The organism is Undibacterium sp. RuTC16W (genome assembly GCF_049339445.1).
In the GTDB taxonomy this organism is placed as follows: domain Bacteria; phylum Pseudomonadota; class Gammaproteobacteria; order Burkholderiales; family Burkholderiaceae_D; genus Undibacterium.
Window position 1 is genome coordinate 74,744 of sequence record NZ_JBMPPE010000002.1, and the last position, 26,577, is coordinate 101,320.

Genomic DNA, 26,577 nt, shown 5'->3' on the forward strand with positions numbered 1-26,577 from the left:
ATTAAAACCTCAAGCTGTAGCGGTCTAACGAAAAATCTAGGTTTCAATCTGGTTTTGCAGATAGCGCACTGAAAGCAAAACAACCTACCGGTATAGAAATAAAATCACGGCAAGCAAACTCGCCGTAAACCGCAATACAACTTTATAATCAAGACCTCAGATTTTTTCGGAGTATGTATGAGCGTATCGATGATGATTATTTTCTTCAAGGCCTTGATTGTCGTGCCGATCACGCTGCTGCCTATCCTGAACCCGATTGCGATCGCGCCGATTTTCTTGTCGATGACGGGGCCGATTGAATCAAGCCTGGCGAATCGTCTGGCTAAACGGATTGCACTGAATTGCTTTTTCCTGCTGATGGGCGCCATCTTTATTGGCACTTATGTCCTCGATTTTTTCGGCATCTCTTTACCTATCGTCAGAGTCGCGGGCGGCATCGTCGTCGGGATGGCAGGCTGGAAGCTGCTGAACGACCAAGGACAGGATAAATTACGCACCTCTGTCGCAGAATCCCACGTTGGCACCTGGAGCAAAGAAGAATTGCGTCGCCGCAGTTTTTATCCGTTTAGTTTTCCACTGACAGTAGGGCCGGGGACGATCGCGGCGTCCGTGACGCTCGGCACACAGATGCCCCATAAACCGGTGGACTGGCTGATCACCAGTATCGCCTCGGCTCTCGGCGTCTTGCTGACGACTCTGGTGATCTATCTGTGCTACCGTTTTGCACGGAATATGGAGCGCTTTTTAGGCGACATCGGTGCAACCGTGTTAATGCGCTTATCTGCATTTATTTTGCTGTGTATCGGGATTGAAATCGGCTGGACGGGCATTTCAGAACTGGTAGAGGATTTAAAATTTCATTGAATATAAAAATATCTAATCCCCCGTATCACCGGCCAATCATCACAGATATTGTCGTCAATAACACCTTAAGAAAAAGCGCCATTCAAGTAGTTTGAATGGCGCTTTTTTATTCTGATCAGAGCGATCTGGCGATACATTGAAGCAGGTAGATCAGGCCTCAGCAGCAACTGGCGCAGGCGTTTCCATCAACATCAGGGCATGCTCAACCTGAGGTGATTCATCGCCAATCTTGCTCAGCCAGGCACGCGAAAAATAGGACTTTTCTTTTTCACTTGGAGCGACATGCCAGATCACCATCAAAGTCCCTTTGTGATCATGAATTTTTGCTAGCTTAGTGATGCAATCGACGTTTCTATCAGCATCGGCAAGACCGATTGCGTAGCCATAAACGCGATATAAGCGATCAAGGCGATCTGGTTCTGTTTCGCTATGAGTTGCCGAAATCTTTGGGTGATCGAGGTACATCGTGCACACTCCGTCGAAATAGTTAAGCGGGAAAAATCGAATAAATCAGATGCGTATAGCGTCTAACATCCGAAACACATTTCATAGTAGGTGAATATACTGCGATTATGCTGCGGCGCACACTATGCATGTGCATGCCAGTTATTCTATCCGATAGCCGGACGCTGTACCGTGCCGGTGATTATTTTTTGTGGGGCCTTGTGGTTTATCGCAACATCAAGAATTGCTGACTAGCGGATACGGCTACGTTTTTCCCATTTGCACTCCTGCGTATGCAGGATGTTATTGTGCTGATCAACGGTTTCCAGATACACATCAAAACCCCACAAGCGGGCGACATGCTTCAACACCTCGTCCGTTTGCTTGTTCAGCGGACGGCGCAGATATTCGTTATGCCGCAAGGTCAGGGCACGATCACCCTGCATATCGACAGACCATATCTGAATATTAGGTTCACGATTGCCAAGATTGTATTGACCTGCCAGTTGCTGTCTCAGGTACTGATAGCCACTCTCATCATGAATAGCAGAGATACTGAGTTTGTCTTGATGATCATCATCGAGTACAGAAAAAAAATGGAATTCCCGTATCAGTCTCGGTGACAAATATTGTGCAATGAAGCTCTCATCTTTGAAATTACGCATCGCAAAATTCAAGGTCTGTTGCCAGTCGCTACCTGCAATATCGGGAAACCATTTTTTATCCTCCTCATCAGGATGTTCGCAAATGCGACGAATATCACGCATCATCGCAAACCCAAGTGCATAGGGATTAATCCCGTTAAAGTAACGGCTGGTCACAGGCGGCTGGTACACCACATTCGTATGACTCTGCAAAAATTCCATCATAAAACCATCGCCAACAATTCCCTCATCAAACAACTGATGCAAAATCGTGTAATGCCAGAAGGTCGCCCAGCCCTCATTCATGACCTGAGTCTGGCGTTGCGGATAAAAATATTGAGAAATTTTCCGTGTAATGCGGACGATTTCTCTTTGCCATGGTTCCAGCAAGGGCGAATATTTTTCAATGAAATACAGAAGGTTTTCCTGGGGTTCGGTCGGAAAACGTATGGCTTCCTGATCAGCCACCGTTTCATCACGACGCGGCAAGGTGCGCCAGAGATCATTCACTTGCGATTGCAGATAGCGCTCACGTTCTTCTTGTTTTTCCCTCTCTTCTGCCAGCGACAATTTAGCTGGCCGCTTATAACGATCCACACCATAATTTTGCAGGGCATGACAAGAGTCGAGCAACAGCTCTACTGCTTCTATGCCATACCGCCGCTCACAATCCGTCACATAATTACGTGCAAAAACCATGTAATCAATAATCGCGTCAGCATCGGTCCATGTGCGAAATAGATAATTCCCCTTAAAAAAAGAATTATGTCCATAAGCAGCGTGTGCGATCACCAGGGCCTGCATGGTCAGGCTATTCTCCTCCATCAGATAGGCGATGCAGGGATTGGAATTAATCACGATCTCGTACGCCAGTCCCATCTGACCACGCCGGTAACTTTTTTCAGTCGAAAGAAAATGCTTGCCGAACGACCAGTGATGATACGACACTGGCATCCCGACTGACGCATAAGCGTCCATCATCTGCTCGGCAGTAATGACCTCGAGTTGATTCGGATAAGTATCCAGTCCAAAATTTTGTGCCACACGACGGATCTCTTCATGCGCCTGTTCGATCAATTCAAATGTCCACTCTGATTGTTCTGGTAATCGATGTGGATTGCTGGAAGTCGTAACCGGGCTGTTCATCACGATACTCACTTCACTTGTTTTTTAAACAGTTCACGGAACACCGGATAGATATCGGCCGGTGTTCGGATTTTTTGCATGGCAAAGTGCGCATGATGTTCCGGCACCTGCGTATATTCTTGCCATAAATTTTGTGGCTCGCCTTCGGTAATTTCTACGTAAGCATAATATTGGACAAGCGGCATAATCGTGTTGATTAATAATTGACGGCACGTCACTGAATCGTTATCCCAATTATCGCCGTCAGATGCCTGTGCGACATAGGCGTTCCAGTCTCCGCCAGGGTAGCGCTCCTGTATGATCTGCGTCAGCAAATTCAATGCCGACGAGACAATCGTGCCACCCGATTCACGTGAATGGAAAAATTCATTCTCATCCACTTCGGATGCCGCTGTGTGATGACGAATAAAGACCACATCAATTTTTTCATACGCTCTGGTCAGGAACAAATATAAGAGAATAAAAAATCGCTTGGCGGTTTCTTTTTTTGCTTCATCCATCGAACCGGACACGTCCAGTAAACAAAACATCACGGCCTGAGTCGATGGCTTCGGCACCTTGACGCGATTGCTATAGCGGAGATCGAAAGGATCGATAAAAGGAATCGCCAGAAGCCGCGTGCGCAGATGGTGAATTTCATGTTTTAAGGTAGCGATACGCTGCTCGTCCAGATGATCCGGGTCAGGTGATTTACGTAATAGTTCCGCCATCTCCAGCTCAGCCTGCTTCAAACGTCGTGCTGATTTACCGCCAACGGCAATGCGCCGCCCCAGTGCACCACGCAAAGAGCGCAATACATGCAGACTCGATGTGGTACCGGATGTTTTATACCCGGCACGTTGACTTTTAAAATCGGTAGTAGAGGCGAGTTGCGTTTTGACGAGATTCGGCAATTCCAGATCTTCAAAAAAATAATTCATGAACTCTTCGCGACTTAACTGAAAAATGAAATCATCTTCACTCAGTTCGTCGCTATTACCGGCCTGTCCCTTACCCGCACCAGCGCCGCCTTTTGGCCGGGCAACCTGATCACCTTTCAGATATTCTTTATTTCCTGGCTGAACCGTTTCCCAGACGCCGCCACGATCATGTCCAAATGTCGGTTCATTGACATCCTTGACGGGAATGCGTATGTTCTCACCGCTCTCAAAATCAGTGATAGACCGTCCTTTAATTGCTCTGGCTACGGCATCTTTAATCTGCCCTTTATAGCGACGTAAAAACCGTTCACGATTCGGAGCAGATTTATTTTTTCCTTGAACACGCCTGTCAATCAGATGAACCAAAATGGTCTCCTGCAAAATAAGGTTCAACACACCAGTCAGGAAGAATTGCCCTTCCCGTCAGATGTCCTGTTGCTGCATGAGCCGGACATCAGGATGACTTTCTGACACGCAGATACCATTCGCATAATAGACGTACCTGTTTAGCGGTATACCCCTTCGCCACCATCCGTGAAACAAACTCCTGATGCTTATTCGCATCGTCGGCGCTTGCCTTGGCATTGAACGAAATGACAGGCAATAATTCTTCCGTATTGGAGAACATTTTTTTCTCTATGACCGTGCGTAGTTTTTCATAACTGGTCCAGGCCGGATTTTTACCCGCATTCTGCGCTCTGGCACGCAGGACGAAATTCACAATCTCGTTTCTGAAGTCTTTAGGATTCGAGATACCGGCAGGTTTTTCTATTTTTTCTAATTCGTTATTCAAGGCATCACGGTCAAAACTTTCACCTGTATCGGGATCACGGAACTCCTGATCCTGTATCCAGAAATCAGCGAAGGTCACATAGCGATCAAAGATATTCTGACCGTATTCCGAATAGCTTTCCAGATAAGCCGTCTGGATTTCCTTACCGATGAATTCTGCATAACGCTGGGCAAGATATTCCTTGATATACGAAAAATATTTCTGCTCAGTTTCCGGTGCAAACTGTTCACGCTCAATTTGTTGTTCCAGAACATATAACAGGTGTACTGGATTCGCAGCGACTTCTGTCGTGTCAAAGTTAAATACCTTGGACAAAATCTTGAACGCAAAACGCGTGGACAAACCGTTCATCCCCTCATCTACACCTGCGTAATCCGTGTACTCCTGACGCGACTTGGCTTTGGGATCAGTGTCTTTCAGATTCTCTCCGTCATACACCAGCATCTTGCTGTAAATACTGGAATTTTCCGGTTCTTTGAGTCGTGACAACACGGCGAATTGGGCCATCATTTTTAAAGTTCCCGGAGCACATGGCGCCTGATCAAGAGACGACGTCCTGACCAGTTTTTCGTAAATTTTGATCTCATCACTGACCCGCAGGCAATACGGTACTTTGACGATATAAATACGATCAAGGAAGGCCTCGTTATTTTTATTATTTTTAAACGCCTTCCATTCCGATTCGTTTGAGTGCGCCAGAATAATGCCTTCAAAAGGAATCGCGCCAAAACCTTCTGTGCCTTTGAAATTTCCTTCCTGCGTTGCGGTCAATAAAGGATGCAGTACTTTGATTGGCGCCTTGAACATCTCGACAAATTCCATCAGTCCTTGATTGGCAAGACAGAGGCCGCCTGAGTAGCTGTAAGCATCAGGATCATCCTGGGCATAGTCCTCCAGCTTACGGATGTCGACTTTACCGACGAGCGAAGAAATATCCTGGTTATTTTCATCGCCTGGTTCAGTTTTAGAAATTGCGATCTGCTTCAAGACTGATGGGTAGCGCCGGACGATGCGGAATTGATTAATATCACCATTAAATTCATGCAGTCTTTTTACTGCCCATGGACTTGGAACATTCCGTAAATAGCGTCGTGGAATACCGAAGTCTTCTTCAAGAATAGTGCCGTCTTCATCCTCATTAAACAATCCCAGAGGAGATTCATTGATAGGAGAACCCTTGATGCAGTAAAAAGGAATTTTCTCCATCAGATATTTTAGTTTTTCGGCAATCGATGATTTACCACCGCCGACCGGCCCCAGCAGATAAAGAATTTGCTTACGTTCTTCAAGACCTTGCGCCGCATGCCGGAAATAAGAAACGACTTGCTCTATGACTTCTTCCATGCCATAAAATTCACGGAAAGCCGGATAAATCTTAATAACTTTATTTGAAAAAATCCGGGAGCGCCGGGAGTCATGTCGCGTGTCGATCTGCTCAGGTTCTCCGATGGCAGCTAACATGCGTTCGGCAGCAGAGGCATAAGCGAGAGGTTCTTTTTTACACAATTCCAGAAACTCTTGCATCGAATACTCTTCTTCACGAGTCCGTTCATAACGCGCTGTGTAGTTGTCAAAGATTTTCATTGTGATCTCCTTTGAAAGCGATGGATCGACTATGCGACTGAGCAAGGAAACGATATTTCAACATCTGCAGTACATGGAAAACATCCACACGGAATCGTTGCTCTGCTGCACCTGACAACTTTAGTGTAGGTGAAATTAAAAAGAATGTTGAGAATTTCCGGTTTTATTTGTATCGAAAAAAGACATTGACCCGATGAGAATACGGAAGTCTCTTCCCTGCTGGATAAAATCGGATTAGAGTTGTTTAGTTAGATGCGAATGACCGATTAAATCACAACATCTGCGTGGAGATGATGGTAGGTATTCACAGTCAAAGAATCCTGCTCTTTTCAGCTGAAGTGAGAAGACCGCTCCCGCCCTTAGTCTGTTTAAAGTAAAGCGAATTCTTTATGCATGGTTAGCATGCTGATCTCGTTATGAAGGTGATTAGGAGAAGGCTTTTATGAAATGGCAGTATATCGAGATGGATAAACTGGTATCTCAATGCTATTGGTAATAAGCTTATTATTTCACGGCAGACAACATAATTTTGTACGACGGAAGTAATAAAAAAGCCACCAGTTTTCATTCTGGCGGCTTTTAATTTTTTAGTTGCAATTACATCGCTTTACATTGGCGTAACTCACATCTCGCCAGAAAACTTTGCCCACTTTCACATTGCATACGATAAATTTCTACTGGCCCTGCCGGAGTGATTAAACCGGCACCTTTGCCACCATTGCAACCATACTCTCTCGCAATTTTCTCAACAGTCGTCGACGATGTACCGGTAACGAAATCAATGGTCTGGATTTTATAGGCGCCAGGTGCCGGTGCCTGAGTTGCGGCAACTGGCGCAACCGGGGTAGAGGCGGAAACTGTTGCTGGCGCTGGTGCCGTTGCTGGCACTGGTGCAGATCTTTCAGGCATTGCCTGAGACGCACTTACTGTAGCCGCTGGAACTGATTGCTGTCCGTTCATTTGCGAAGCCACTACTGGCTGTCCCTCTACTTCATTGCGACGATCAAAACTCAAACTCTGTCCGAAGACCAGATTCATCCATTTTGGATAGGTATAAGCTGAACCATTACTATGATCAATCAATGCCCCTATACCGCCGCCAATAATAATATTGCCGTACATATTCATATTGGCGCGTGAGGTTGCAACCGCACTTGCATCGGCGTAACCAGGTTTAGCACAGTCAATTCTCAGGTTAACGGATGAACGATGAATGTTTCCATAATCCGGCGTGGTAACACTGACCTGACCGTAATCATTCGCCAATTTACAACTTGCGCCCGGCACTTGATTGCCACTTTGGTCATAGGTTTCGATCCTTACCTGCTGACTTCTGTCACCGGTAATCGAAGCGCAACCGGTCATTGCGGCAAGAATGGCACAACATGTCAGGATCTTGAAAAGAGAGTTCATTTTTTTTAACCGAATTAGAGGAGAAAACATTGTAGATTATCTGGAAGCAAGATTATTCAAATAATGTGTTTTACTCAGGTTTTGTGGTGTTTCTGTCAAAAAATAATTTCTTCGCCCAAAAAAACCAGCAAGGGCAAATTTCTTGAATCAAGCGAAATAAATTCCAGGAAGAAATATGACCTATCCATGAAGTACCGCCAATCATGTGTAACGCAAAATCAGACTAAGTCAGTGCGTTGCAAACCTACATTCGCTGATCAGTTACGAGGCAAGTACTTCGTCAAGAATCACGGAATTTTTCTGTATCAGCAGGCTCACGGCATCAACTTCCAGGGGACGATAATATAAGTAGCCCTGAAAATAGTCACAACCAATATCTCTGAGAAAGGATTCTTGCGCCAGATTCTCAACACCTTCGGCAACCGTCTTACAAGAGAGAATTCCGGCGAGTGAGACAATCGCTTTGATGATCATTTCACTCTTTTGATTATTCCCGATGTGAGCAACAAATGAGCGGTCAATTTTGACGCTGCGTGCCGGGAAATGGCTGAGTTTGGATAAAGAGGAATAGCCAGTACCGAAATCATCAATTGCAATACCGAAGCCCCGTTCTTTAAGTTGATCCAGGTAGCGGATGGCCTGCACCTCATTTTCGATCAAGCCTGTCTCGGTGATCTCAAATTCCAGAAATGACGGCTCCACTGCATGCTCTGCACAAATGCCGTCGATTAGCGCCAGCAAGTCATTGCGTGCCATATCGGACGCAGATAAATTCACCGCGACAACCGGGCTGAAACCGAACTGATCGAGCCAGCGACGAATTTGCGCGCATGCGGTGTTCAGCACAAAGTTGCTGATATCGCGGATCAGACCAGCGCGTTCGGCGATCTCAATAAACTCCACCGGACTGACGTTGCCGAGGTTCGCCGATTGCCAGCGCAATAAGGCTTCTACTCCGGCGAGAGAACCGTCCTGCTTTACTTTAGGCTGATATACCAGCCTGAATTCTTTTTGTCTTAGGCCGCTGACGATACCCATTTCGATTTCTACACTACGCCGTATTTCGGCTTCGTCTTCTTCATCGAACAGGGTTGCGCCAGGGTCACTGGAGCGCCTTGCGGTGTCGAGTGCGACTTCACTACGACGTATCAGATCGTCCGGTTCACTCTCGCCAGGACGTACCAGGGCGATCCCGGCGGAAAATTGAATTAACAAACTCTCGCCATCGATATCAATTTCTTTCGGTAAAGCATGGCGTACATGATCAACCATCTTGATGATTTCATTTGGTGTCGAAAAATCATCCACAACAAAAGAGAACACAATGCTACGCAGCCGTGCGCAAAAACTGTTATGCGGCAATGCCGCCGTCAGTTCTTCGGCGAAGCGACGCAACAAAATATCGCCGACATAAATCCCCAGCTTTTGATTCGCATGACGGATGCTATTCAAACGAAAAGATACCAGCGCAGTGACTTTGCCCTGATCGGCTTTGGCCAAAACGTCTTTGAGATGCTTACGCAACATATCACGATCAGGCAGGCTGGTGAGCTTATCGTGATTGCTCAGATAACTCTCACGTTCCTGGCTTAACTCCAGAGCATGATGGATGGAATGCAGATTCGACACATCACGCAGCGCGACGATGTAATGCTCGTTCTTGGTCTGCGCAATACTTTCCATCGCCACGAGTTTGCCATCACGGGTACGATATGCCGACATACGCAGATTAGCGCCATCCTCGGGATTGCCGCCCTTGAGGCGAATGCTGTTATCCAGAGACAGCCAGTCAAACAAAGTGGAGTCCTTAGAGGATGCGGTAGCCGGTGCAACGACCCGCCCCAGCAAACTATTCGCAAGATGATTTGCCTGCAAAATGATGCCGTGCGCATCAGTCAATAATAATGGGCTACCGGCATTTTGAAAAATTTCGTGATACTGATCATGGCTGATTTCTAATGCAGTCGTAGCTTTACGATGACGCAAGGCCGACGCATCCAGCGCATGCAATACCCTGAACACTGCTAGCGGAATGCAGATGTTGAAGAATAAAAATAATAAAGACTGAATATACGTATGACTATCCGGCAGCGTCGTATTGATGCCGATAAAATTAAAAACCGGTTGATTACGTAATAAGAAAAAGAAGGGAAGTACGTTCAGCGCCATCAGAATCACAGCAAGCCTGCTGGTGAAAAACAACCTGGCGATGATCGGTGTCGTATAAATAAAGAGAAAGCCGAGTTTGGCAATCTCAAACTGATCAATAAATGCCACGATGGAGAACGCTGCCCCATAGACCGTCGCGATTAAGATACCGGCGCTCAGATTGACATTACGAGCCGAGTAATACAATCCCATGCCCAGAACAGCGTAGAAAAAACCGACAATCCACAGGATGTGATAAGACCCGACAGCGATCGCTTGCAGCGAGCTATCAATAGCGACAATTGCTTCGAGCAAAAAACCCGACGCCAGGATAATGCGCAAAGCGCTTATTTTCCAGATGGCGTGTTCAGACGGGTCTAATGCGCTTTCGTTAAGTGAAAGCCAGCGAAACATCATCAGCGAGCTTGTTTACTTGGGTGTAACACATGACCAGTCGTTATAATTTCCAAAAGGAAACTAATATTATCGCACAGAACAGGTTTGATCCCTATGGTCAACTTGTCCTGAAATTGTAACGGTGACGCCCTGAGTACATGGAAAGATAAGATGATGAAGCATGGCCTTCTCAACGTAGGCATATTTTTACTTGAAACTAGACGACTGGTCTAATAATATGCGCACATGGACAAACCAGATCAATATCAAGATACCCGTGAACGCATACTCGCCATCGGCGAGGGCTTGATATTGGGGCGCGGTTTCAGCGCAATTGGTCTGAATGAGATTTTGACCAAGGCCGAGGTTCCGAAAGGCTCGTTCTATCACTACTTTCAATCCAAAGAAGGTTTTGGTGTCGCCATGCTGGAACGCTACTTCGAGACCTATCATCAGCGCACGCAACAGCTATTTACCAATGACACTTTGAGCATCGGTGAGCGCTTGTTCGCCTATTTCAGCCATTGGCGAGATGTTGCGGCCAGCAGTCAGTGTCAGAATATGTGTCTGGCTGTGAAGCTAGCCGCAGAAGTGGCCGATTTATCCGAGCCCATGCGTATCGCACTGAGCCGCGGGATGGCAGGTATTACTGCGCAGATCGCCGATGCATTGCGTGTTGCTCAGAAGAGTGGCAGTTTGGCTGCCAGTATCGATCCCGATCAATTAGCCGAATCTTTATACAGTATGTGGGTAGGCGCCTCTCTGCTAACCAAGGTGAGTCACAGTATGACCGCGATGAATCTGGCGTACAAGCAGACAGAACAGATGTTGAAGTCACCGGATTAATAGTCACAAGCTACAGCACTTTGCAAGACGGGCAAGCGATTGCCCTTTTTTTGAATCATCAACTAGACGACTGGTCTAATTTTAAAAGGACGAACATGCTCAAGCACTTACTCTCTCCGGTCCGTACCGGTAGCATCCATTTAACTAATCGCGTTGTCATGGCACCACTGACACGCTCACGCGCGGGTCAGCCGGGCGACGTGCCACGTGCACTGAATGTCGAGTACTATGCCCAGCGCGCAACCGCCGGCTTAATCGTTACCGAAGCGAGCCAGATTTCCCGTCAGGGTCAAGGCTATGCCTGGACGCCGGGTATTTATACCGATGCGCAAGAAGCTGGCTGGAAGCAAGTTGTCGATGCCGTGCATGACAAAGGTGGTCGCATTGCCTTACAACTCTGGCACGTCGGCCGCATCTCTCATTCGCTTTTGCAAGAAAACGGCGCAGCGCCAGTTGCACCATCCGCCATCATCGCAGCGAATAGCCAATGCTTCGTTGTACAAAAAGACGGCACACCAGCCAACGTACCGACAGAAACACCACGCGCTTTAGCATTAGAAGAAATCCCCGGCATCGTTGCGCAATATCGTGAGGCAAGCGTCCGCGCAAAAAAAGCAGGCTTTGACCTGGTCGAAGTCCACGCCGCGAACGGCTATCTGCTGCAACAATTCATGTCAACGAACAGCAATGTGCGCACCGACATCTACGGCGGCTCAATTGAAAACCGTGCCCGCCTGACACTGGAAGCCGTTGACACCGCCATCGCCGAACTCGGCGCAGATCGTGTTGGCGTCCGTATCTCCCCGAATTTTGTGGCGCATGGCATTGCTGATACAGAAGCGGAAGCAATGGCGCTCTACCTCGCCGCAGCGTTCAATCAGCGTGGCATCGCCTATCTGCATATCGCGGAACCGGACTGGGCAGGCGGTCCGGTATTGACCGAAGAATTCCGCAAGCAACTGCGCGCAGCATTCGCCGGCACATTGATTTGCTGCGGTGGTTATACCGCCGACGAAGCAGAAGCGCTGATCGCCAGCGGTCTGGCAGACGCCGTTGCGTTTGGTCGTCCTTACATCGCCAACCCCGATCTGGTCGCCCGCTTCGCAGCAGGCGCATCGCTCAATGAAGGTGATCGCACAACCTACTACGGCGGTGAGGCGAAAGGCTACACCGACTATCCGACACTGCAAGAATCAAAAGTAGCTGCGTAATACCGGTACACGTATTTGCGGATCAATACCGTAAATAAACCAAAGGCAGAAGACGATTACGTCCTCTGCCTTTTTCACGACAATTTACTATACTCACCCCGAGTATTTTAAAATCCCTATATAGAAAATGCGGAATATGCACTATTTATGCATATACTCCTGTACATTTATCAGATCGGTGAAATGATATAGCGCTGCTTTGGACGCGATCAGGTCCAAAACAAGAGCAATCACAAACGCCATCTTATCCAGGCAATACCAGCGTCACCACGACACCGCCCTCCTGCCGGTTTCGCATCAATATTCTGCCGCCGTGCGCTTCGATAATTTCTCTTGCGAGCGCCAGCCCGAGTCCGGTACCGCTACGTTTGGTCGAGTAAAACGGCACCAGAGCATTCGCCATCACGGCATCATTCATCCCGCTGCCCTGATCCATCACGTCAATACGTATGCCGCCCTGAATGCGCCGGACGGATAAACTCACATGCTCCGCTGCCGACCCGGATTCATGCGCATTTTTTAACAGGTTCAATAATGCCTGCTCCATCTGCGCGATATCAACGTTCACCGTATCTTCAAGCAAATCACCGATCAGATGAAAGCTGATTTGCGATTGCAACCGCGAGATAAAGGTATTCCAGGCTGTTGCCTCGATTCGTGGTGTCGGTAATTTGGCAAAACTGGCATAACCATGAATGAAGCTCTCCAGATGACGGGTACGCTCTTCTATCGTCGATAAAATTTCCGGCAAACGTTCTATCTGCCCGCGCCTGAGCAATTCACCGCCAGAGTTCGCCAGCGACGCGACCGGCGCCAGTGAATTATTCAACTCATGACTGATCACGCGGATGACTTTTTTCCAGGTTCGTACTTCCTGACGGCGCAATTCGGTGGTCAGATGCCTGAGCAAAAGCAGCTCATGACTACGGCCATTCAGGCTGAAATTCCGCCGCGCCAGGTGGTACACCTCTTCGTCCTCATCGGGATTACCGTCAATCAGGGTCTTGCTGCTAACGGTAAATAATCCGTCGCCACCCCGGTCAATCGCCTCACGCAGCGAGGGCGACAAATGCCGGAGAACATCGCTGAGCGTATGCCCTTCGATTTTGCGGCCTTCAAACAACAACTGGCGTGCCGCGATATTGGCAAACACAACCGGTCCCTGATCCGCAATCAGGAGCATCGCCACCGGCGTGTTTTGCACCATGGTATCGAGCAAGAGTTCACGCTGAATCAAATTCAAACGCTGCTCGCGCAAGACATTGCCAAGTGCATTATGCGCATCGACCAGAGCGGCAAGTTCGTCTCGTCTGTCCCAATGCAGACCGAGAGAATAATCACCGTCCTGATAACTGATCACCGTACCGCTGAGCGCCCGAAACAACGCCAGCATGGCATGCAACTGACTGCGCATCACGATGATCGTCACGGGCAACATCACCATCATCACCACAAACGCCATACTAAGCGGATCATGTGGAAAGAGCAGCGATACTCCATACGATAAAGCCAGCGTTGTCAGCACCAGCAAGAACGCCGCCAGGCTAAAACGCGCCGCCAGTGATACAGCGAGTGATCCTGCCGCTGCAGATCTATTGGTCGCTGCTGCTGCGGTTGCTGCGGTGGTTGCTGCTACAGTATCCGCAGCTTCTGTTTTTTCTGTAGGCATTGGTTTAACCGGACTTGCTAATACCCAGCCGGTCCATGCGCCGGTATAGCGATTGACGGCTCAGCCCCAGCTCTGACGCTGCCTGTGCAATCACACCATTCGCTTTATCCAGCGCCTGCTCGATTGTGTCGCGATCCAGGATGACCTCACTGATGACGCGCGGTGCTGATTGCGCAGGCAAGCCCAAATCACCGGCCCTGATCTCACTGGTCGTTGCCAGCAAGGCGGCTCTCTGCATCACATTTTTAAGTTCACGCACATTACCCGGCCAGGAGTGCTGCAATAACGCCGCCCGTGCACTCAGGTGTAGTGTTTTCTCCTCACCAAGGAAGTGCTCTGCCAGAGGAATAATATCCTCGGGCCGCTCCTGCAAAGCTGGCAGATTCAGTTGAATCACATTCAGGCGATAGAACAAATCTTCGCGGAATTGCCCGCTCCTGATCATCGCAGACAAATCCGCATTAGTCGCGCTGATGACGCGGACTTTGACACTACGTTCTTTATTCGACCCAAGCCGCTCGAATCGCCCGGTCTCCAGAACGCGCAATAATCTCATCTGGCCTGCCAGCGGCAAGTTACCGATTTCATCAAGGAATAACGTACCGCCATCAGCGGCTTCAAACTTACCTTCACGTGCTTTAACCGCTCCCGTATAAGCACCCGCCTCAGCACCGAATAATTCGGCTTCGATCAGTTCGGCAGGCAAGGCGCCACAATTCAACACGACAAAAGGTCCGTCCCTGACATGTGAATTTGCCTGAATAATCTCGGCGATTCTTTCCTTACCGGCACCGTTCGGTCCTGTGATAAGAACGGACACATCTGAGCGGGCAACCTGACATGCCATTTCCAGTAGTCGCTCTGTTGCAGGATCTTGCCAGACCAGCTGACGCACATCATATTTTTGCTCCAGCTCGCGCTTCAGTTTGCGCTCACGCTGTACTCGTTGTTGCAAAGCGCGATTCACCTGTCCGAGTTCGATCAGATTTTGTACCGTCGCAATCAGGCGCTGATCGTTCCACGGTTTTGCCAGATAATCAGCCGCTCCGGCTTTAATCAAATCCACAGCCACATCCAGATGCGTCCAGGCTGTCAATAAAATTACCGGTAAATCCGCATGCCGCTGACGGATCTGATGAAATAAGGCGACACCCTCCTCGCCCGAAGTCGTATCGGTGCTGAAGTTCATATCCTGTATCACCAGATCAACACAAGTCGTCTCCAGTTTTGCCAAACCCTGCTCCGGTGACTGTGCACTGATCGTTGCAATGTCATGCAGCGACAGCAGCACATCCAGCGCAATGGCAATCGAAGGATTATCGTCAATGATCAGTACAGTGGGCATAGTGTCATGGTCTTAGTGCGTAGTTGACGGCGGGTTTGAAAATGGAGCTGGACAAAAGAGAAGCGTAGATTCTCAGCTCTCAGTACTATTTAAAATAACTTGCAACGACATAGCCCAGGACGCAATCCCCATGCGGCCTCTGAGCCTGATGCCTTGCAAAGGCACATGGATGGTGCGCAACAAGGCATGAGCCTGTGTATTTTTCAACTAAGGATTCTAGTCGAAAAATACGATCAGGCTCATGGTTTTTTAAGCACTGCGGGTTGCTGTGGCGGGTGAAATACCGGCAGCGCGTGATGCTGGTCCGAATGTCGCAATCAATCCTAGAGTCCAGAAAATAAATGGCGCGAAGAATAAATACGGAAGCGGTAATTTACTTAATTCAAACTGACTCACGAGAACCTGATTCAATCCTATGCTGAGTGCAATACCGACTGCGATTCCGCCGCTGGTAATCACGATATTTTCGGTGATGAAGTAACGCAGAATATCTACCTTACGCGCACCGAGGGCACGACGCACACCGATCTGCTTACGTCGTTGCGCAACCCAGAGCGTACTCATGCCGACAATCCCGCTGGCAGTCACCAGCATCAGGAGCACACTCACAGCCAGCAACATCCACGCCAAACCTTTTTCAGAACGGTACCGCGAAATACGCATATTCTCCATCGTCCTCATGGTGACTTTAATTGGCGTCATCGAGTCTCTGCGCAATGCGTTTTCCACTTCCTTCATTACCCGGTCGCGCTGACCAGGCTCTGCCCGCACGGCATAACCTTCGTAGGGGATGTTTGAGAGGCGAGCGGGCATCAATGTGGTGTAGCCTCCTCTTGGCTCTGTTTGTCCATTCGATGTCTGCAAGGTCTCTACAACACCGATAATTTTGACACCTTTCGCATCATCTCCTGAACCAAAGAAAAATTCCTTGCCGATGAAATTACTTTGATCAGGAAATAATTTTTCCGCCAGGGCTTTGCTGACAATCACTTTTTTGACAAATTCTTTGCTGGTATTAGGATCCGTCTCAATATAATCACCCGCTTGAAAATCCTGCCCTTGTATCAGTTGCAAACCCCAGGTCTTAACTAGCGAATCCGCCGTAAAATAAATGCCAGAGTCGGCAGTTCGGACAGTCTGTTTGCGATCGTTATAGACACTACTATTACTACCAGAATAAGAGATAGGAAACGAGTTGGTACGCGCGACCGAGGTGACGCCTGGGACAGCGCGTATCGTCGCGGCCTCTTGTTTTTGCATCGCCATCTGATCCTCATGCCCACCCAACTTCTGGTTACCAATATGCACTCTGAATACATCCAGCTCATTGGCGACACCGCTAGGTCGTGCAGCAGCAACTAAACGCAGATTCACAATATAGATGGCATTCACCAGAATCGCGAGACTTAAGGCAACTTGTGTTGCCACCAAAAATGGCCCCAACTTATTGCGTAATAAGGCAGAGAAAATAGGGCGTATTTCAAAAAGTGTTTTCATTATTTTTTATCCAATCCGATGATGGCGATACGATTAGGGCAATCCGGTTATTGCGATTTAAGTTGCATCGCTGGCGTGACCTGGCAAGCGCGCCATGTTGGCAACAAGCCAGCCAGAATTGCCGCAGTGACCGTCATCACAAAGGTCAGCCCCAACATAGCAAGATCCATATGCGCCACCATCGCCAATGTCCTCGACTGTAAGGCAATCAGTTGTAATGCACCCAGCGCCAATATCACGCCAAGTCCCGCGCCAACCAGACCGACCACGCTGGTTTCAATCAAAAATTGGCTAAATATGTCGCGACGTGATGCCCCTAGTGCACGACGCACCCCCACCTCGCCGGCACGCACAGAAAACTTGGCGAGTAACAGACCTATCGTATTAACCAGACACAACAACAGGAAACCGAATGCCAGCCAGGCCGAGAGCTGACTATCATCACCGATGACCTGCATTTCCTGTAAAAACTCGCGTACATTAAAGAGGCGATTTTTTTCCTGCCGTTGAAAGCGGCCAAGTTTGCGCTGTTCGCTCACATAGCTATCCAAATAATTTTGTAATTCTGCACGCTGCCCAGATGACTTCAATTCGAACCAAAAATGCATCCAGGTACATTCCGAATCCAAGCGTCCCTGCCAGCCAGGCTCAAACGGGAAAGAACAACTCATGCCGCCAGCATGTGTGGCTTCTCTGCGAATCGAATTACTCAATGGGATAATAAATTCTGCCTCGTCAGTGAATGCGCTATCACTTCCGTTGTAATAATAAAATCGCGGCTGAGGCAACCATTTTTCAGTGACGCCAACAACAGTGTAATCACCACCCATCATACGGATGCGCTGACCGACAGGATTGATTGCGCCAAACAATTTATCGGCGGTCTTGTTACTCAACACCACCACATCTGCTGCACTGGCATCTTCACTTGCCTGCCATCCCTGTCCAAACTTAAAGGGCACGTCAAACATGGCAAACATATCTGAAGTCGCCGCCAGACCTTCAAACTCAATCACATTCAAATCTTTGCGGCTTGGCTCGACGTTAGCTAAGATCGAATACAGTCCTGTGCTACGTACACCCTGCTTACTGGCGAGGAGATTGATCACATCCTTGTACGTCAGTTGATGGTCATTTACTTTTCCACCCGGCGTATGGCCTTCCTTCGGACCATTATCCAGAATAGGGGCGAACAAGCGATCGCTCTTGTGCGGAATAGGATCGCCCGACATCACATGTAAAATCGTCAGTGTAGAAATACTAGCGGCAACACCTATCGCCAGAGTCAGTATCATCAGGGACGTCAGCGCCGGGTTGCGACGCAGGCTGCGTAGCCCGAGTAAAAAATAATAAGCAAACATAGTAAGTCCTCAGGCCGCGGCAGAGATAAGCGAATGTGCATCATGATTCGCCTCGTGCAGGGAGGGTGTTTTACGGATTAAATCACTCACCTGTCCATCGATAATATGCACATTGCGTTGTGCTCTGACCGCCAGCTCAGGATCATGTGTGACCATAAGAATCGTCGTACCACCGGCATTGATCTCTTCAAGCAACTCCATCACGCTACGTGCCATATGAGTATCGAGATTACCTGTTGGTTCATCCGCCAGTAACAACTTGGGCTTACCCGCTAATGCGCGGGCAATTGCAACCCGCTGTTGCTGACCACCGGACAACTCGGCCGGATAATGCTTCATACGCGACACCAGTCCTACCTGAGTTAAGGCTTCCTCTATCCGGCGCTTGCGCTCCGCTGCATTAAAACCACGATAGCGCAGAGGTACATCAACATTGTCGAATAAGTTCAGGTCTGGGATCAGGTTAAATCCCTGAAAAATGAACCCTAATTTTTCATTCCGCAAGCGCGACCGGTCGTTATCGTTCATGCCTTTGACATTGACACCATCGAGAAAATAATCGCCGCCTGAAAACTCCTCCAGCAAACCTGCAATATTGAGGAAAGTCGTTTTCCCCGATCCGGATGGTCCCGTCACGGTCACAAATTCACCTTCTTTGACATGGATTTCAAAACCACGCAAGGCATGGGTTTCTATCAGATGGGTGCGATACACTTTGCTCAGATTATTCATGCGTAACATAGATATTCTCTCGATGGTGATGGATTAATTATTGATTGAAATACGTTGAGCGCTCTGGAACGTATCTGTACCAGAGATAACAATTTTGTCGCCCACTTTCAGGCCGTCTACAATCTCTACGGCGGTCACACTGGTCGCTCCGATCTTGATCGGTTTGCGTACGGCTACTCCCGATTCGACAACATAGGCAAAGCGCCCTCCTTCACTTTCCACAAAAGGGCCGCGTGGCAGAATCAGTACATTTGGTTTTTCTTCAATCAGCAAACGTGCTGAGACGCGCTGACTTTGACGCAAGCCAGCCGGCTGTTCGCCGCTGAAGCGCGCTCTTGCCAGCACCTGATTTTTGACAACCTCTGGTGACATTGCAGATAATTTCCCTACCGCTTTTATCCCATTGACCGTCATTTCGACATTCATGCCCAGGCCCAGATCAGTGACATAGCTTTCAGGTATTTCCAGCTCGACCTCAAGCTGCGACAAATCCACTAAGGTCATCAATGCCGTATTCGCTGCGACCACGCTGCGGTTGGCGACAGATAGCGTACCGACCACGCCATCTACCGGTGCGCGCAGCTTGAGGTCATCGACACGACGTTGCGCGTTGTCACGGACAAGCCGTTGTTGCTGCAACTGGCTGATTCTGGTTTTCAAGGCAAGATCGACGTCTTCGTTTTCCAGGCCAGTTGCCTGCTCTGCGTGCTTGGCACGGATTTGCGCGGATTTCATTGCGTCCTGCGCTTTTAAAAAATCGATCTTGGCAACCACACCAAGCACACCGGCGTTTTCTATGCGCTGATAGGTTCGCTCAGCGGAGATGCGTTCAATCTCGGCCTGATCTGCCTCGCGGCGAGCCAGTAGCTTTTGCTTGCGGGCGAGGATGTGCTGACGCGCGACTTCCGCTTCCAGCTGTTCATAACTGGCTTGCTCGCGCTTGAGTTCATTGCTGAGATCTGGCGATTCGAGTTCGGCGACGATCTCGCCTTTTTTGACTTTATCGCCTGCGTTGACTTTGAGTGTCACGGTGCTGGGTGCGGTCGAATACAGGGTCGGACTGTTTGCGGCGACCATGCGACCATTGACGGCAGCATCACGGACCAAATTACCTCTGCTAACCGTCGCAATACTTAAACGGGCAGCGCTAACGGATTGGCTGCTGCCACTCCAGGCGACGCTTACAATCAGGGCGGATGCGATTACCACAACAGCAAACCCGGTCATCAAATAAACTTTTTTGTTACGCCAGACGGGTGTTGCAGCAATGACGGCATCTTGGCCGGAGGTATCACGGATCATAGAGAGTTATGTATAAAAGTTATTGATTGATCAGCAGGAAACGTGCCACAACTAAGTCATTGATTTGCTGAGATTTTTTGTTTTGACGATCACTGTCCGCGGTGTCCGGTCTGTCCGCACGGTGTCCGCAACAGAGTTCGCGGACAGATTGGACGTCGTGATGATCTGTGCCAGCCGGCTGCTGTCCAGGTGCAAAAAGAAACGGCATTGCTGAGCGAGTTCGATGTTGATACGAAGCTTGAATATATTCGCATCCCATGTGCCGCGCCATTCACATTGGTCACAATCATGATTGATGCTCACCGCTTGTACAACACGACACAGCAAGGTGTCGGCCTGATCGCCGCTCGCCTGACTGCTGGGATAACTCAGCAAAATTATGCTCATCAGCACTGCAGTGAGTATGCCCAGTACAACCGTCAGCGAGGTTTTGATGATCAAGACCATCCGCTTGACCAACGGAAGCCGTTGAGCCTGGTTAGCCTGGTGAGCGTGGTAACTGGAGCGAGTCGCGGTTGCAGTATTCATAGCACTATCCCTGGTAAGAATAGTGATCATTCAGCACTAAGCGTGCCAGTGTAAAATAAAAACACAAACCATTGATTTACAAGAGTATTTTATTTTTCAACGACAGAAAAAGATTGTCCGGGCGGTGTTCGTTCGTATCCGTGGACACCTGCTGCGGACAGTCCGGTTCGATAAAAAATTAGACTGCTTGCGTCGTCAGTGCGCTGATAATCGGGCATTTAGCCTGGGCGGAACTGCTTGCACATTGGTGTATCAGCTGCGACAGCATATGCTCCATCTTATGCAGATCATGGAGTTTGGCTCTTACCTGCTCTAGTCGCTCGCTGGCGATGTCGCGTATCGCACTCCTGTCGTTGCTATCCTCTAATAGCAATAAATGCGCGATTTCCTCCAGGGAAAATCCTAATTCCTGTGCCCGCTTAATAAAACGGATTCGCTCAGCCAATGCCACCGGATAGGACCGAAAACCCGTATCGGTATGTGGGACAGGTAACAAAGCGCGGCGCTGATAATAGCGTATGGTCTCTACACCGACATTCGCTGCGCGTGCCAGTTGCCCTATGGTGTAAGTCGCCTGTGCATTATTTTTCATATAGTCCTTGACTCCGTTCCTGGGTACAGCGTCTATCATAAATTGAAATAGCTATTGGAGCATTTGCGATGAATCAAACTAAGCCACATGATCACCAGCACGCGTCTGCCGACGGATCCTGCTGCAGCCCGCCGTCATCCGACGAGAACATCACGGCAGATACAGCATCAGTCGCAGAAAAAAACTACACCGATCCGGTCTGCGGTATGCAGGTTACAAAAAATCCGGACAAGACGGCTCGCTATCAGGGGATTGCCTATTATTTTTGCAGCCGCTCCTGTGTCGAAAAATTTCAGGCAGCGCCAGGCAATTTTGTCAAAGCAAAGAAACTCATTACGCCCAAAGTCGTGACAGAGGCCGTAGCGTCCTCAATCATTGCTGCAAGCGACACAAAGACGACGACAGAATCTGCGGGCTCATGCTGCGGCGGCGGAAACGCCGGCAAGGGCAAACAGCTTGATCCGGTATGCGGCATGACGGTGGATGAGAGTAGTCCGCATCAACTCGATCTCGACGGACAAACGTATTATTTTTGCTGTACAGGCTGTCTGGAAAAATTCCGCAAAAATCCGCAACACTGGTTGAATCCGGCATCACGTCCAGCCCCAAAACTTGAGGCAAAAGATGCTATCTATACCTGCCCCATGCATCTGGACATTCAGCAAATCGGCCCTGGTACTTGTCCTAAATGCGGCATGGCTCTGGAGCCGATGGAGGCCAGTGCGGAAGAGGATACCAGCGAGCTTGATGATATGACGCGGCGTTTTAAAATCAGCGTCGTACTCAGTTTACTTCTTTTACTCATCAGCATGGGCGACATGCTGCCAGGCTTACGGCTGCATGATCGCCTTGGTATGACTTTATTTAACTGGCTGCAGTTTGCTCTGGCGACGCCTGTCGTATTGTGGGCCGGGATGCCATTCTTTGAGCGCGCGCTGGCGTCGTTTAAAACGCGTCACTTGAATATGTTTAGTCTGATCGGTGTCGGTACCGCAACGGCATATCTTTTTAGCCTCGTCGCCTTACTCCTCCCTGGCAGCCTGCCAGTCGCCTTCCTCATGGACGGCATGGCGCCGCTGTATTTTGAAGCAGCAGCGGTCATTATTACGCTGGTCCTGCTTGGCCAGGTACTTGAACTGCGTGCCCGTTCACGCACCAATGCAGCGCTGAAATCTTTGCTGGCACTGACACCGGCAACCGCCATCCGGATTGATGCAGAAGGTAAGGACAGTGAGATCCCTCTGGATCAGGTGCAGCTCAAGGATCTTTTGCGCGTCAAACCTGGTGCGCATATTCCGGTAGATGGCGTGATCATCGATGGACGCTCGAATGTTGATGAATCTATGATCACTGGTGAAGCCTTACCCGTCTCAAAACAAATTAATGACCACGTCAGTGCCGGCACGATCAATCAGCAAGGCAGCTTTAGCATGCGTGCGGAGCGCATCGGTCGCGACACCTTATTGTCAAAAATCATCCAGCTTGTCAATGATGCAGGCCGCTCTCGCGCACCGATACAAAGTCTGGCAGATAAAGTATCAGGCTATTTTGTACCCGGCGTGATCGCGATCGCCGTAGTCGCTTTCATCGTATGGGCACTCGTTGGCCCGACACCGGCGCTGGCAAATGCGCTGATGGCGGCGGTGTCGGTCATGATCATTGCCTGTCCATGTGCGCTCGGTCTGGCGACACCGATTTCGGTGACTGTCGGTATAGGACGCGGCGCGACTGAAGGCATTTTGATTAAAGATGCCCAAGCATTAGAACAATTAGAAAAAATCGATACCCTGCTCATCGACAAAACCGGTACGCTGACTGAAGGCAAGCCCGCCTTACAACAAATCGTCTGCGAGCATGGTCACACCGAACAACAGATCATCAGTTTCGCCAGTGCCATTGAAAAATCCAGCGAACATCCGCTTGCCCGCGCTATCTTGACATATGCAGAACAACACCGGATCACCAGCGCATCGATGACAGGTTTTACTTCGGTGACAGGCAAAGGTGTTAGCGCTACTTCGGAAGGCAAAACAATTTTATTCGGCAATCAGCAGCTGATGCAGGATCATCGGATTCAGACAAGCGAGCTGGACAAACGCTGCGGCGAATTGCAAGCGCTGGGGCATACGGTGATGTTCCTCGCGATAGATCAACAGCTTGCGGGTCTGATCAGCGTAGCGGACAGTATTAAGACGACCAGCCTCCAAGCCATACAGGAATTACAAAGCTCCGGTCTGCGCGTGATCGTGCTGACCGGCGATAACGCGATTACTGCGACAGCCGTCGCAACCCAGCTCGGCTTACATGAAGTCCATGCTGGGGTGCTGCCGGCAGACAAGCACCGCTTTGTACAGCAACTGCAAGCACAAGGGCGCATTGTCGCCATGGCAGGAGACGGGATCAACGATGCTCCCGCTTTGGCACAAGCTGACGTCGGCATCGCGATGGGCAACGGTACCGATATTGCGATGAACAGCGCACAAGTGATCCTGGTCAAAGGAGATCTGCGCGGTATCGTGAAGGCAAGGCTACTCAGTCAGGCTACGATGAAAAATATCCGTCAAAATTTATTCTTTGCGTTTGCGTATAACTTCATCGGTGTCCCCGTCGCTGCCGGCGTGCTGTATCCGTGGTTCGGGATTGTATTAAGCCCTATGATAGGCAGTGCAGCGATGAGTCTCAGCTCGGTCTCTGTCATTGCGAATGCCTTGCGGCTAAGACATACCAGGCTGTAGGGATCTGAGATCGCTCTATTAACGTAGACTCAGGGCAAATCAGATAGAAAATGCTGAAGCGGTTAGAATACCGCTCCAGCAAGTGCCATCTCTACTCATTCAATATTCCATGTTCAGACTCTGTATCCCCGCGCTCCGGCGCAGACTGTACTCCCATATGGCTGCGTTGATCGCATGTTCTGCGATATCGATGGCACCGTCAGTGCTGGCATCCGAACCCGGACAAGCATCTAAAACTAAACCACAAGCAGTAAAGTCCGTCACCGTATATGTCGCAGGCGATATCGCCGACTGCCGTAAAAAGCCTTATACCGAGAGCATGGCTGAAAAAACTGCAGAACTGGTCGAAGCCGGTCTGGCAAATGATCCTAAAGCCGTCGCTCTGACGCTGGGTGACAATACCTATCCGGTCGGCAAACCCGAAGAATTCAGCCAATGTTATGACCCGACCTGGGGACGTTTTAAAGCACGCACTCTGCCATCACCCGGCAATCATGATTACGGCATGCCATCGGCACATGGTTATTACAACTATTTTGGCGATCTGGCAGGTCCAGAAAGACGCGGTTACTACAGCCGTAAAGTCGGTCAATGGCAGCTTATTTCGCTGAACAGCAATGTCGATGGTGCACAGATGCAAGCACAGCTGCAATGGCTTAAAGAAGAATTAAATAATAACCCGCGTCGTTGTACTCTGGCATTTTGGCATCACCCTGTTTTCAGCACCGGTGGTCACGGCAATAACGACATCATGCAAGCCGCCTGGAAACTCCTGTCGGATGCTAAAGCGGATATCGTATTGACCTCACACGATCACGACTACGAGCGTTTCGTGCCACTCGACGAGCATGGCAATATCGATCAGAAAAATGGCATACGCAGCTTTGTCGTCGGCACAGGCGGCGCGAAACTGACACCGATGTTTTTTCCTAAAATTATTACCGAGATTCGTGATAATGCGACCTATGGCGTATTGAAACTCAGCCTGCATGAAAAAAGCTACGACTGGGAGTTCCTGCCGGTTGCCGGACAGACCTTTACTGACAAAGGTAGCGGTAGCTGTCATTAACAACAACTTATCACCCACTCACATCTCTTCCGTTACGGAGAGACCTACCTGCAAATTTATCAGACTTGCTGAGGCAGCATACTTAGGGGTACCGTTAAGAGCACTGATGATTAAAAGCTCATCAACTCGCAAGCGCACAACATATCATCATACTGATAATCCCTATGTAAAAATAAGATCAGCATCCGCCTGCAAATTAACTATACTCAATTACGGCTCAAAGATTTTCCCTCATCCAGGTCGTCTGCCACGCGACCACAGGAGTCGTAATGCACATAGAAGAATCTCTCAAACTCGATTTTAAAGACGTACTAATCCGTCCTAAACGATCCACCCTGACATCACGCTCCCAAGTTGAATTGCAGCGTGAATTTGTCTTTCATCACTCGCGTCAGACTTATCACGGCATTCCGATTATTGCGGCGAATATGGACTCCACCGGCACACTGGAGATGGCGCACGCGCTTGGCGAACATCAATTATCCGTTGCACTGCACAAGCATTATGATGAAGAAACATTAGTCAGTTATTTCACTAGCCTGCAAAAGAAATCGACCGCGTTTTATTCCATGGGGATCACGCAAGCTGACTTTGAAAAATTCTCTGCCGTCATGGCACGTGCCCGCAATACCATTGATTATGTGTGCATTGATGTAGCGAACGGCTATACCGAGGGATTTATCAATTTCGTCAAAAAAGTGCGTAACGCCTATCCGCATCTGACCATCATGGCGGGCAATGTGGTCACTGGCGATATAACCGAAGAATTGATCTTAGCCGGTGCGGATATTGTCAAAGTCGGTATCGGTCCCGGATCGGTCTGTACGACGCGCAAGATGACCGGAGTTGGCTATCCGCAGCTATCCGCTGTGATCGAATGTGCGGATGCCGCGCACGGATTGGGCGGACAAATTTGTGCTGATGGTGGCTGTGTGGTGCCTGGCGATCTGGCAAAGGCTTTTGGTGCCGGAGCTGACTTCATTATGCTGGGCGGCATGCTGGCGGGGCACGATGAGTGCGCCGGTGATCTGATCGAACGCGATGGCAAACAGTACAAACGTTTTTATGGCATGAGCAGTAAGGCCGCCATGGAAAAGTACGCGGGTGGTGTCGCCAAATACCGGGCATCCGAAGGTAAGGAAGTCTTGATTCCCTATCGCGGCCCCGTCGAAGCAAGTCTGCTCGACATCTTAGGCGGCGTACGCTCGGCATGCACCTATGTCGGTGCACATAAGCTGAAAGAGCTCACCAAACGAACCACCTTCATTCGGGTAACCCAGCAGTTGAATGAGGTGTTTGGCAAATCCTAGAGATAAGCGTAGAGATAAGAAATGCTGG

Annotated in this window: 20 protein-coding genes; 6 read left to right on the forward strand and 14 right to left on the reverse strand. The window is 49.3% G+C overall.

Annotated elements, in window-relative coordinates; all coding sequences use genetic code 11:
• Positions 1–177: 177 nt before the first annotated feature.
• Positions 178–864: a MarC family protein gene (locus ACO0K4_RS04820; RefSeq protein WP_422955488.1), complete on the forward strand. Its 687-nt coding sequence runs from the start codon at positions 178–180 to the stop codon at positions 862–864.
• 150 nt (positions 865–1,014) lie between these two features.
• On the opposite strand, the gene ACO0K4_RS04825 is transcribed toward ACO0K4_RS04820, so the two are convergent.
• The 6 genes from ACO0K4_RS04825 to ACO0K4_RS04850 form a co-directional block, all read right to left on the reverse strand.
• Positions 1,015–1,329, reverse strand: coding sequence for a hypothetical protein (locus ACO0K4_RS04825; protein WP_422955489.1), 315 nt, complete (start codon positions 1,327–1,329; stop codon positions 1,015–1,017).
• Between the two features lie 230 nt (positions 1,330–1,559).
• Positions 1,560–3,098 carry a SpoVR family protein gene (locus ACO0K4_RS04830; RefSeq protein WP_422955490.1) on the reverse strand — a complete coding sequence of 513 codons (1,539 nt, stop codon included), beginning with the start codon at positions 3,096–3,098 and terminating at the stop codon, positions 1,560–1,562.
• A gap of 8 nt (positions 3,099–3,106) precedes the next feature.
• On the reverse strand, positions 3,107–4,384 hold the full coding sequence (locus ACO0K4_RS04835; RefSeq protein WP_422955491.1) for a YeaH/YhbH family protein: 1,278 nt from the start codon (positions 4,382–4,384) through the stop codon (positions 3,107–3,109).
• Between the two features lie 88 nt (positions 4,385–4,472).
• Positions 4,473–6,395 (reverse strand): PrkA family serine protein kinase, encoded by a 1,923-nt coding sequence (locus ACO0K4_RS04840; RefSeq protein ID WP_422955492.1) that lies wholly within the window; start codon positions 6,393–6,395, stop codon positions 4,473–4,475.
• 597 nt (positions 6,396–6,992) lie between these two features.
• Complete coding sequence (locus ACO0K4_RS04845; RefSeq protein ID WP_422955493.1) at positions 6,993–7,808, reverse strand: hypothetical protein; 816 nt, start codon at positions 7,806–7,808, stop codon at positions 6,993–6,995.
• Between the two features lie 261 nt (positions 7,809–8,069).
• Positions 8,070–10,373 carry a putative bifunctional diguanylate cyclase/phosphodiesterase gene (locus tag ACO0K4_RS04850; RefSeq protein WP_422955494.1) on the reverse strand — a complete coding sequence of 768 codons (2,304 nt, stop codon included), beginning with the start codon at positions 10,371–10,373 and terminating at the stop codon, positions 8,070–8,072.
• A 225-nt stretch (positions 10,374–10,598) separates the two neighbouring features.
• Between ACO0K4_RS04850 and ACO0K4_RS04855 the strand changes: the two genes are divergently transcribed.
• A complete protein-coding gene (locus ACO0K4_RS04855; protein ID WP_422955495.1) occupies positions 10,599–11,198 on the forward strand; it encodes a TetR/AcrR family transcriptional regulator in 600 nt (199 codons plus the stop codon).
• Between the two features lie 95 nt (positions 11,199–11,293).
• The gene (locus tag ACO0K4_RS04860; protein ID WP_422955496.1) at positions 11,294–12,409 is read left to right on the forward strand and encodes an alkene reductase; all 1,116 of its coding nucleotides are present in this window, start codon (positions 11,294–11,296) and stop codon (positions 12,407–12,409) included.
• Between the two features lie 244 nt (positions 12,410–12,653).
• Here the strand turns inward: ACO0K4_RS04860 and ACO0K4_RS04865 are convergent, their stop codons facing one another.
• The 8 genes from ACO0K4_RS04865 to ACO0K4_RS04900 form a co-directional block, all read right to left on the reverse strand.
• Complete coding sequence (locus tag ACO0K4_RS04865) at positions 12,654–14,078, reverse strand: sensor histidine kinase (protein ID WP_422955497.1); 1,425 nt, start codon at positions 14,076–14,078, stop codon at positions 12,654–12,656.
• Between the two features lie 4 nt (positions 14,079–14,082).
• Positions 14,083–15,423: a sigma-54-dependent transcriptional regulator gene (locus ACO0K4_RS04870; RefSeq protein ID WP_422955498.1), complete on the reverse strand. Its 1,341-nt coding sequence runs from the start codon at positions 15,421–15,423 to the stop codon at positions 14,083–14,085.
• A gap of 249 nt (positions 15,424–15,672) precedes the next feature.
• On the reverse strand, positions 15,673–16,920 hold the full coding sequence (locus ACO0K4_RS04875) for an ABC transporter permease (RefSeq protein WP_422955499.1): 1,248 nt from the start codon (positions 16,918–16,920) through the stop codon (positions 15,673–15,675).
• 47 nt (positions 16,921–16,967) lie between these two features.
• Entirely contained in the window at positions 16,968–18,281 is a 1,314-nt protein-coding gene (locus tag ACO0K4_RS04880; protein WP_422955500.1) for an ABC transporter permease, read from the reverse strand.
• Positions 18,282–18,290: 9 nt separating this feature from the next.
• A complete protein-coding gene (locus ACO0K4_RS04885; RefSeq protein WP_422955501.1) occupies positions 18,291–19,022 on the reverse strand; it encodes an ABC transporter ATP-binding protein in 732 nt (243 codons plus the stop codon).
• A 24-nt stretch (positions 19,023–19,046) separates the two neighbouring features.
• A complete protein-coding gene (locus ACO0K4_RS04890; protein ID WP_422955502.1) occupies positions 19,047–20,315 on the reverse strand; it encodes an efflux RND transporter periplasmic adaptor subunit in 1,269 nt (422 codons plus the stop codon).
• Positions 20,316–20,366: 51 nt separating this feature from the next.
• Positions 20,367–20,843, reverse strand: coding sequence for a hypothetical protein (locus tag ACO0K4_RS04895; protein ID WP_422955503.1), 477 nt, complete (start codon positions 20,841–20,843; stop codon positions 20,367–20,369).
• 178 nt (positions 20,844–21,021) lie between these two features.
• Positions 21,022–21,435: a MerR family transcriptional regulator gene (locus tag ACO0K4_RS04900; RefSeq protein ID WP_422955504.1), complete on the reverse strand. Its 414-nt coding sequence runs from the start codon at positions 21,433–21,435 to the stop codon at positions 21,022–21,024.
• A 68-nt stretch (positions 21,436–21,503) separates the two neighbouring features.
• On the opposite strand from ACO0K4_RS04900, the gene ACO0K4_RS04905 reads away from it, so the two are divergent.
• From ACO0K4_RS04905 to ACO0K4_RS04915, 3 genes are all read left to right on the forward strand, one after another.
• A complete protein-coding gene (locus ACO0K4_RS04905; protein ID WP_422955505.1) occupies positions 21,504–24,170 on the forward strand; it encodes a heavy metal translocating P-type ATPase in 2,667 nt (888 codons plus the stop codon).
• 157 nt (positions 24,171–24,327) lie between these two features.
• Positions 24,328–25,239 carry a metallophosphoesterase family protein gene (locus ACO0K4_RS04910; RefSeq protein WP_422955506.1) on the forward strand — a complete coding sequence of 304 codons (912 nt, stop codon included), beginning with the start codon at positions 24,328–24,330 and terminating at the stop codon, positions 25,237–25,239.
• 269 nt (positions 25,240–25,508) lie between these two features.
• A complete protein-coding gene (locus tag ACO0K4_RS04915; RefSeq protein ID WP_422955507.1) occupies positions 25,509–26,549 on the forward strand; it encodes a GMP reductase in 1,041 nt (346 codons plus the stop codon).
• Positions 26,550–26,577: the final 28 nt, after the last annotated feature.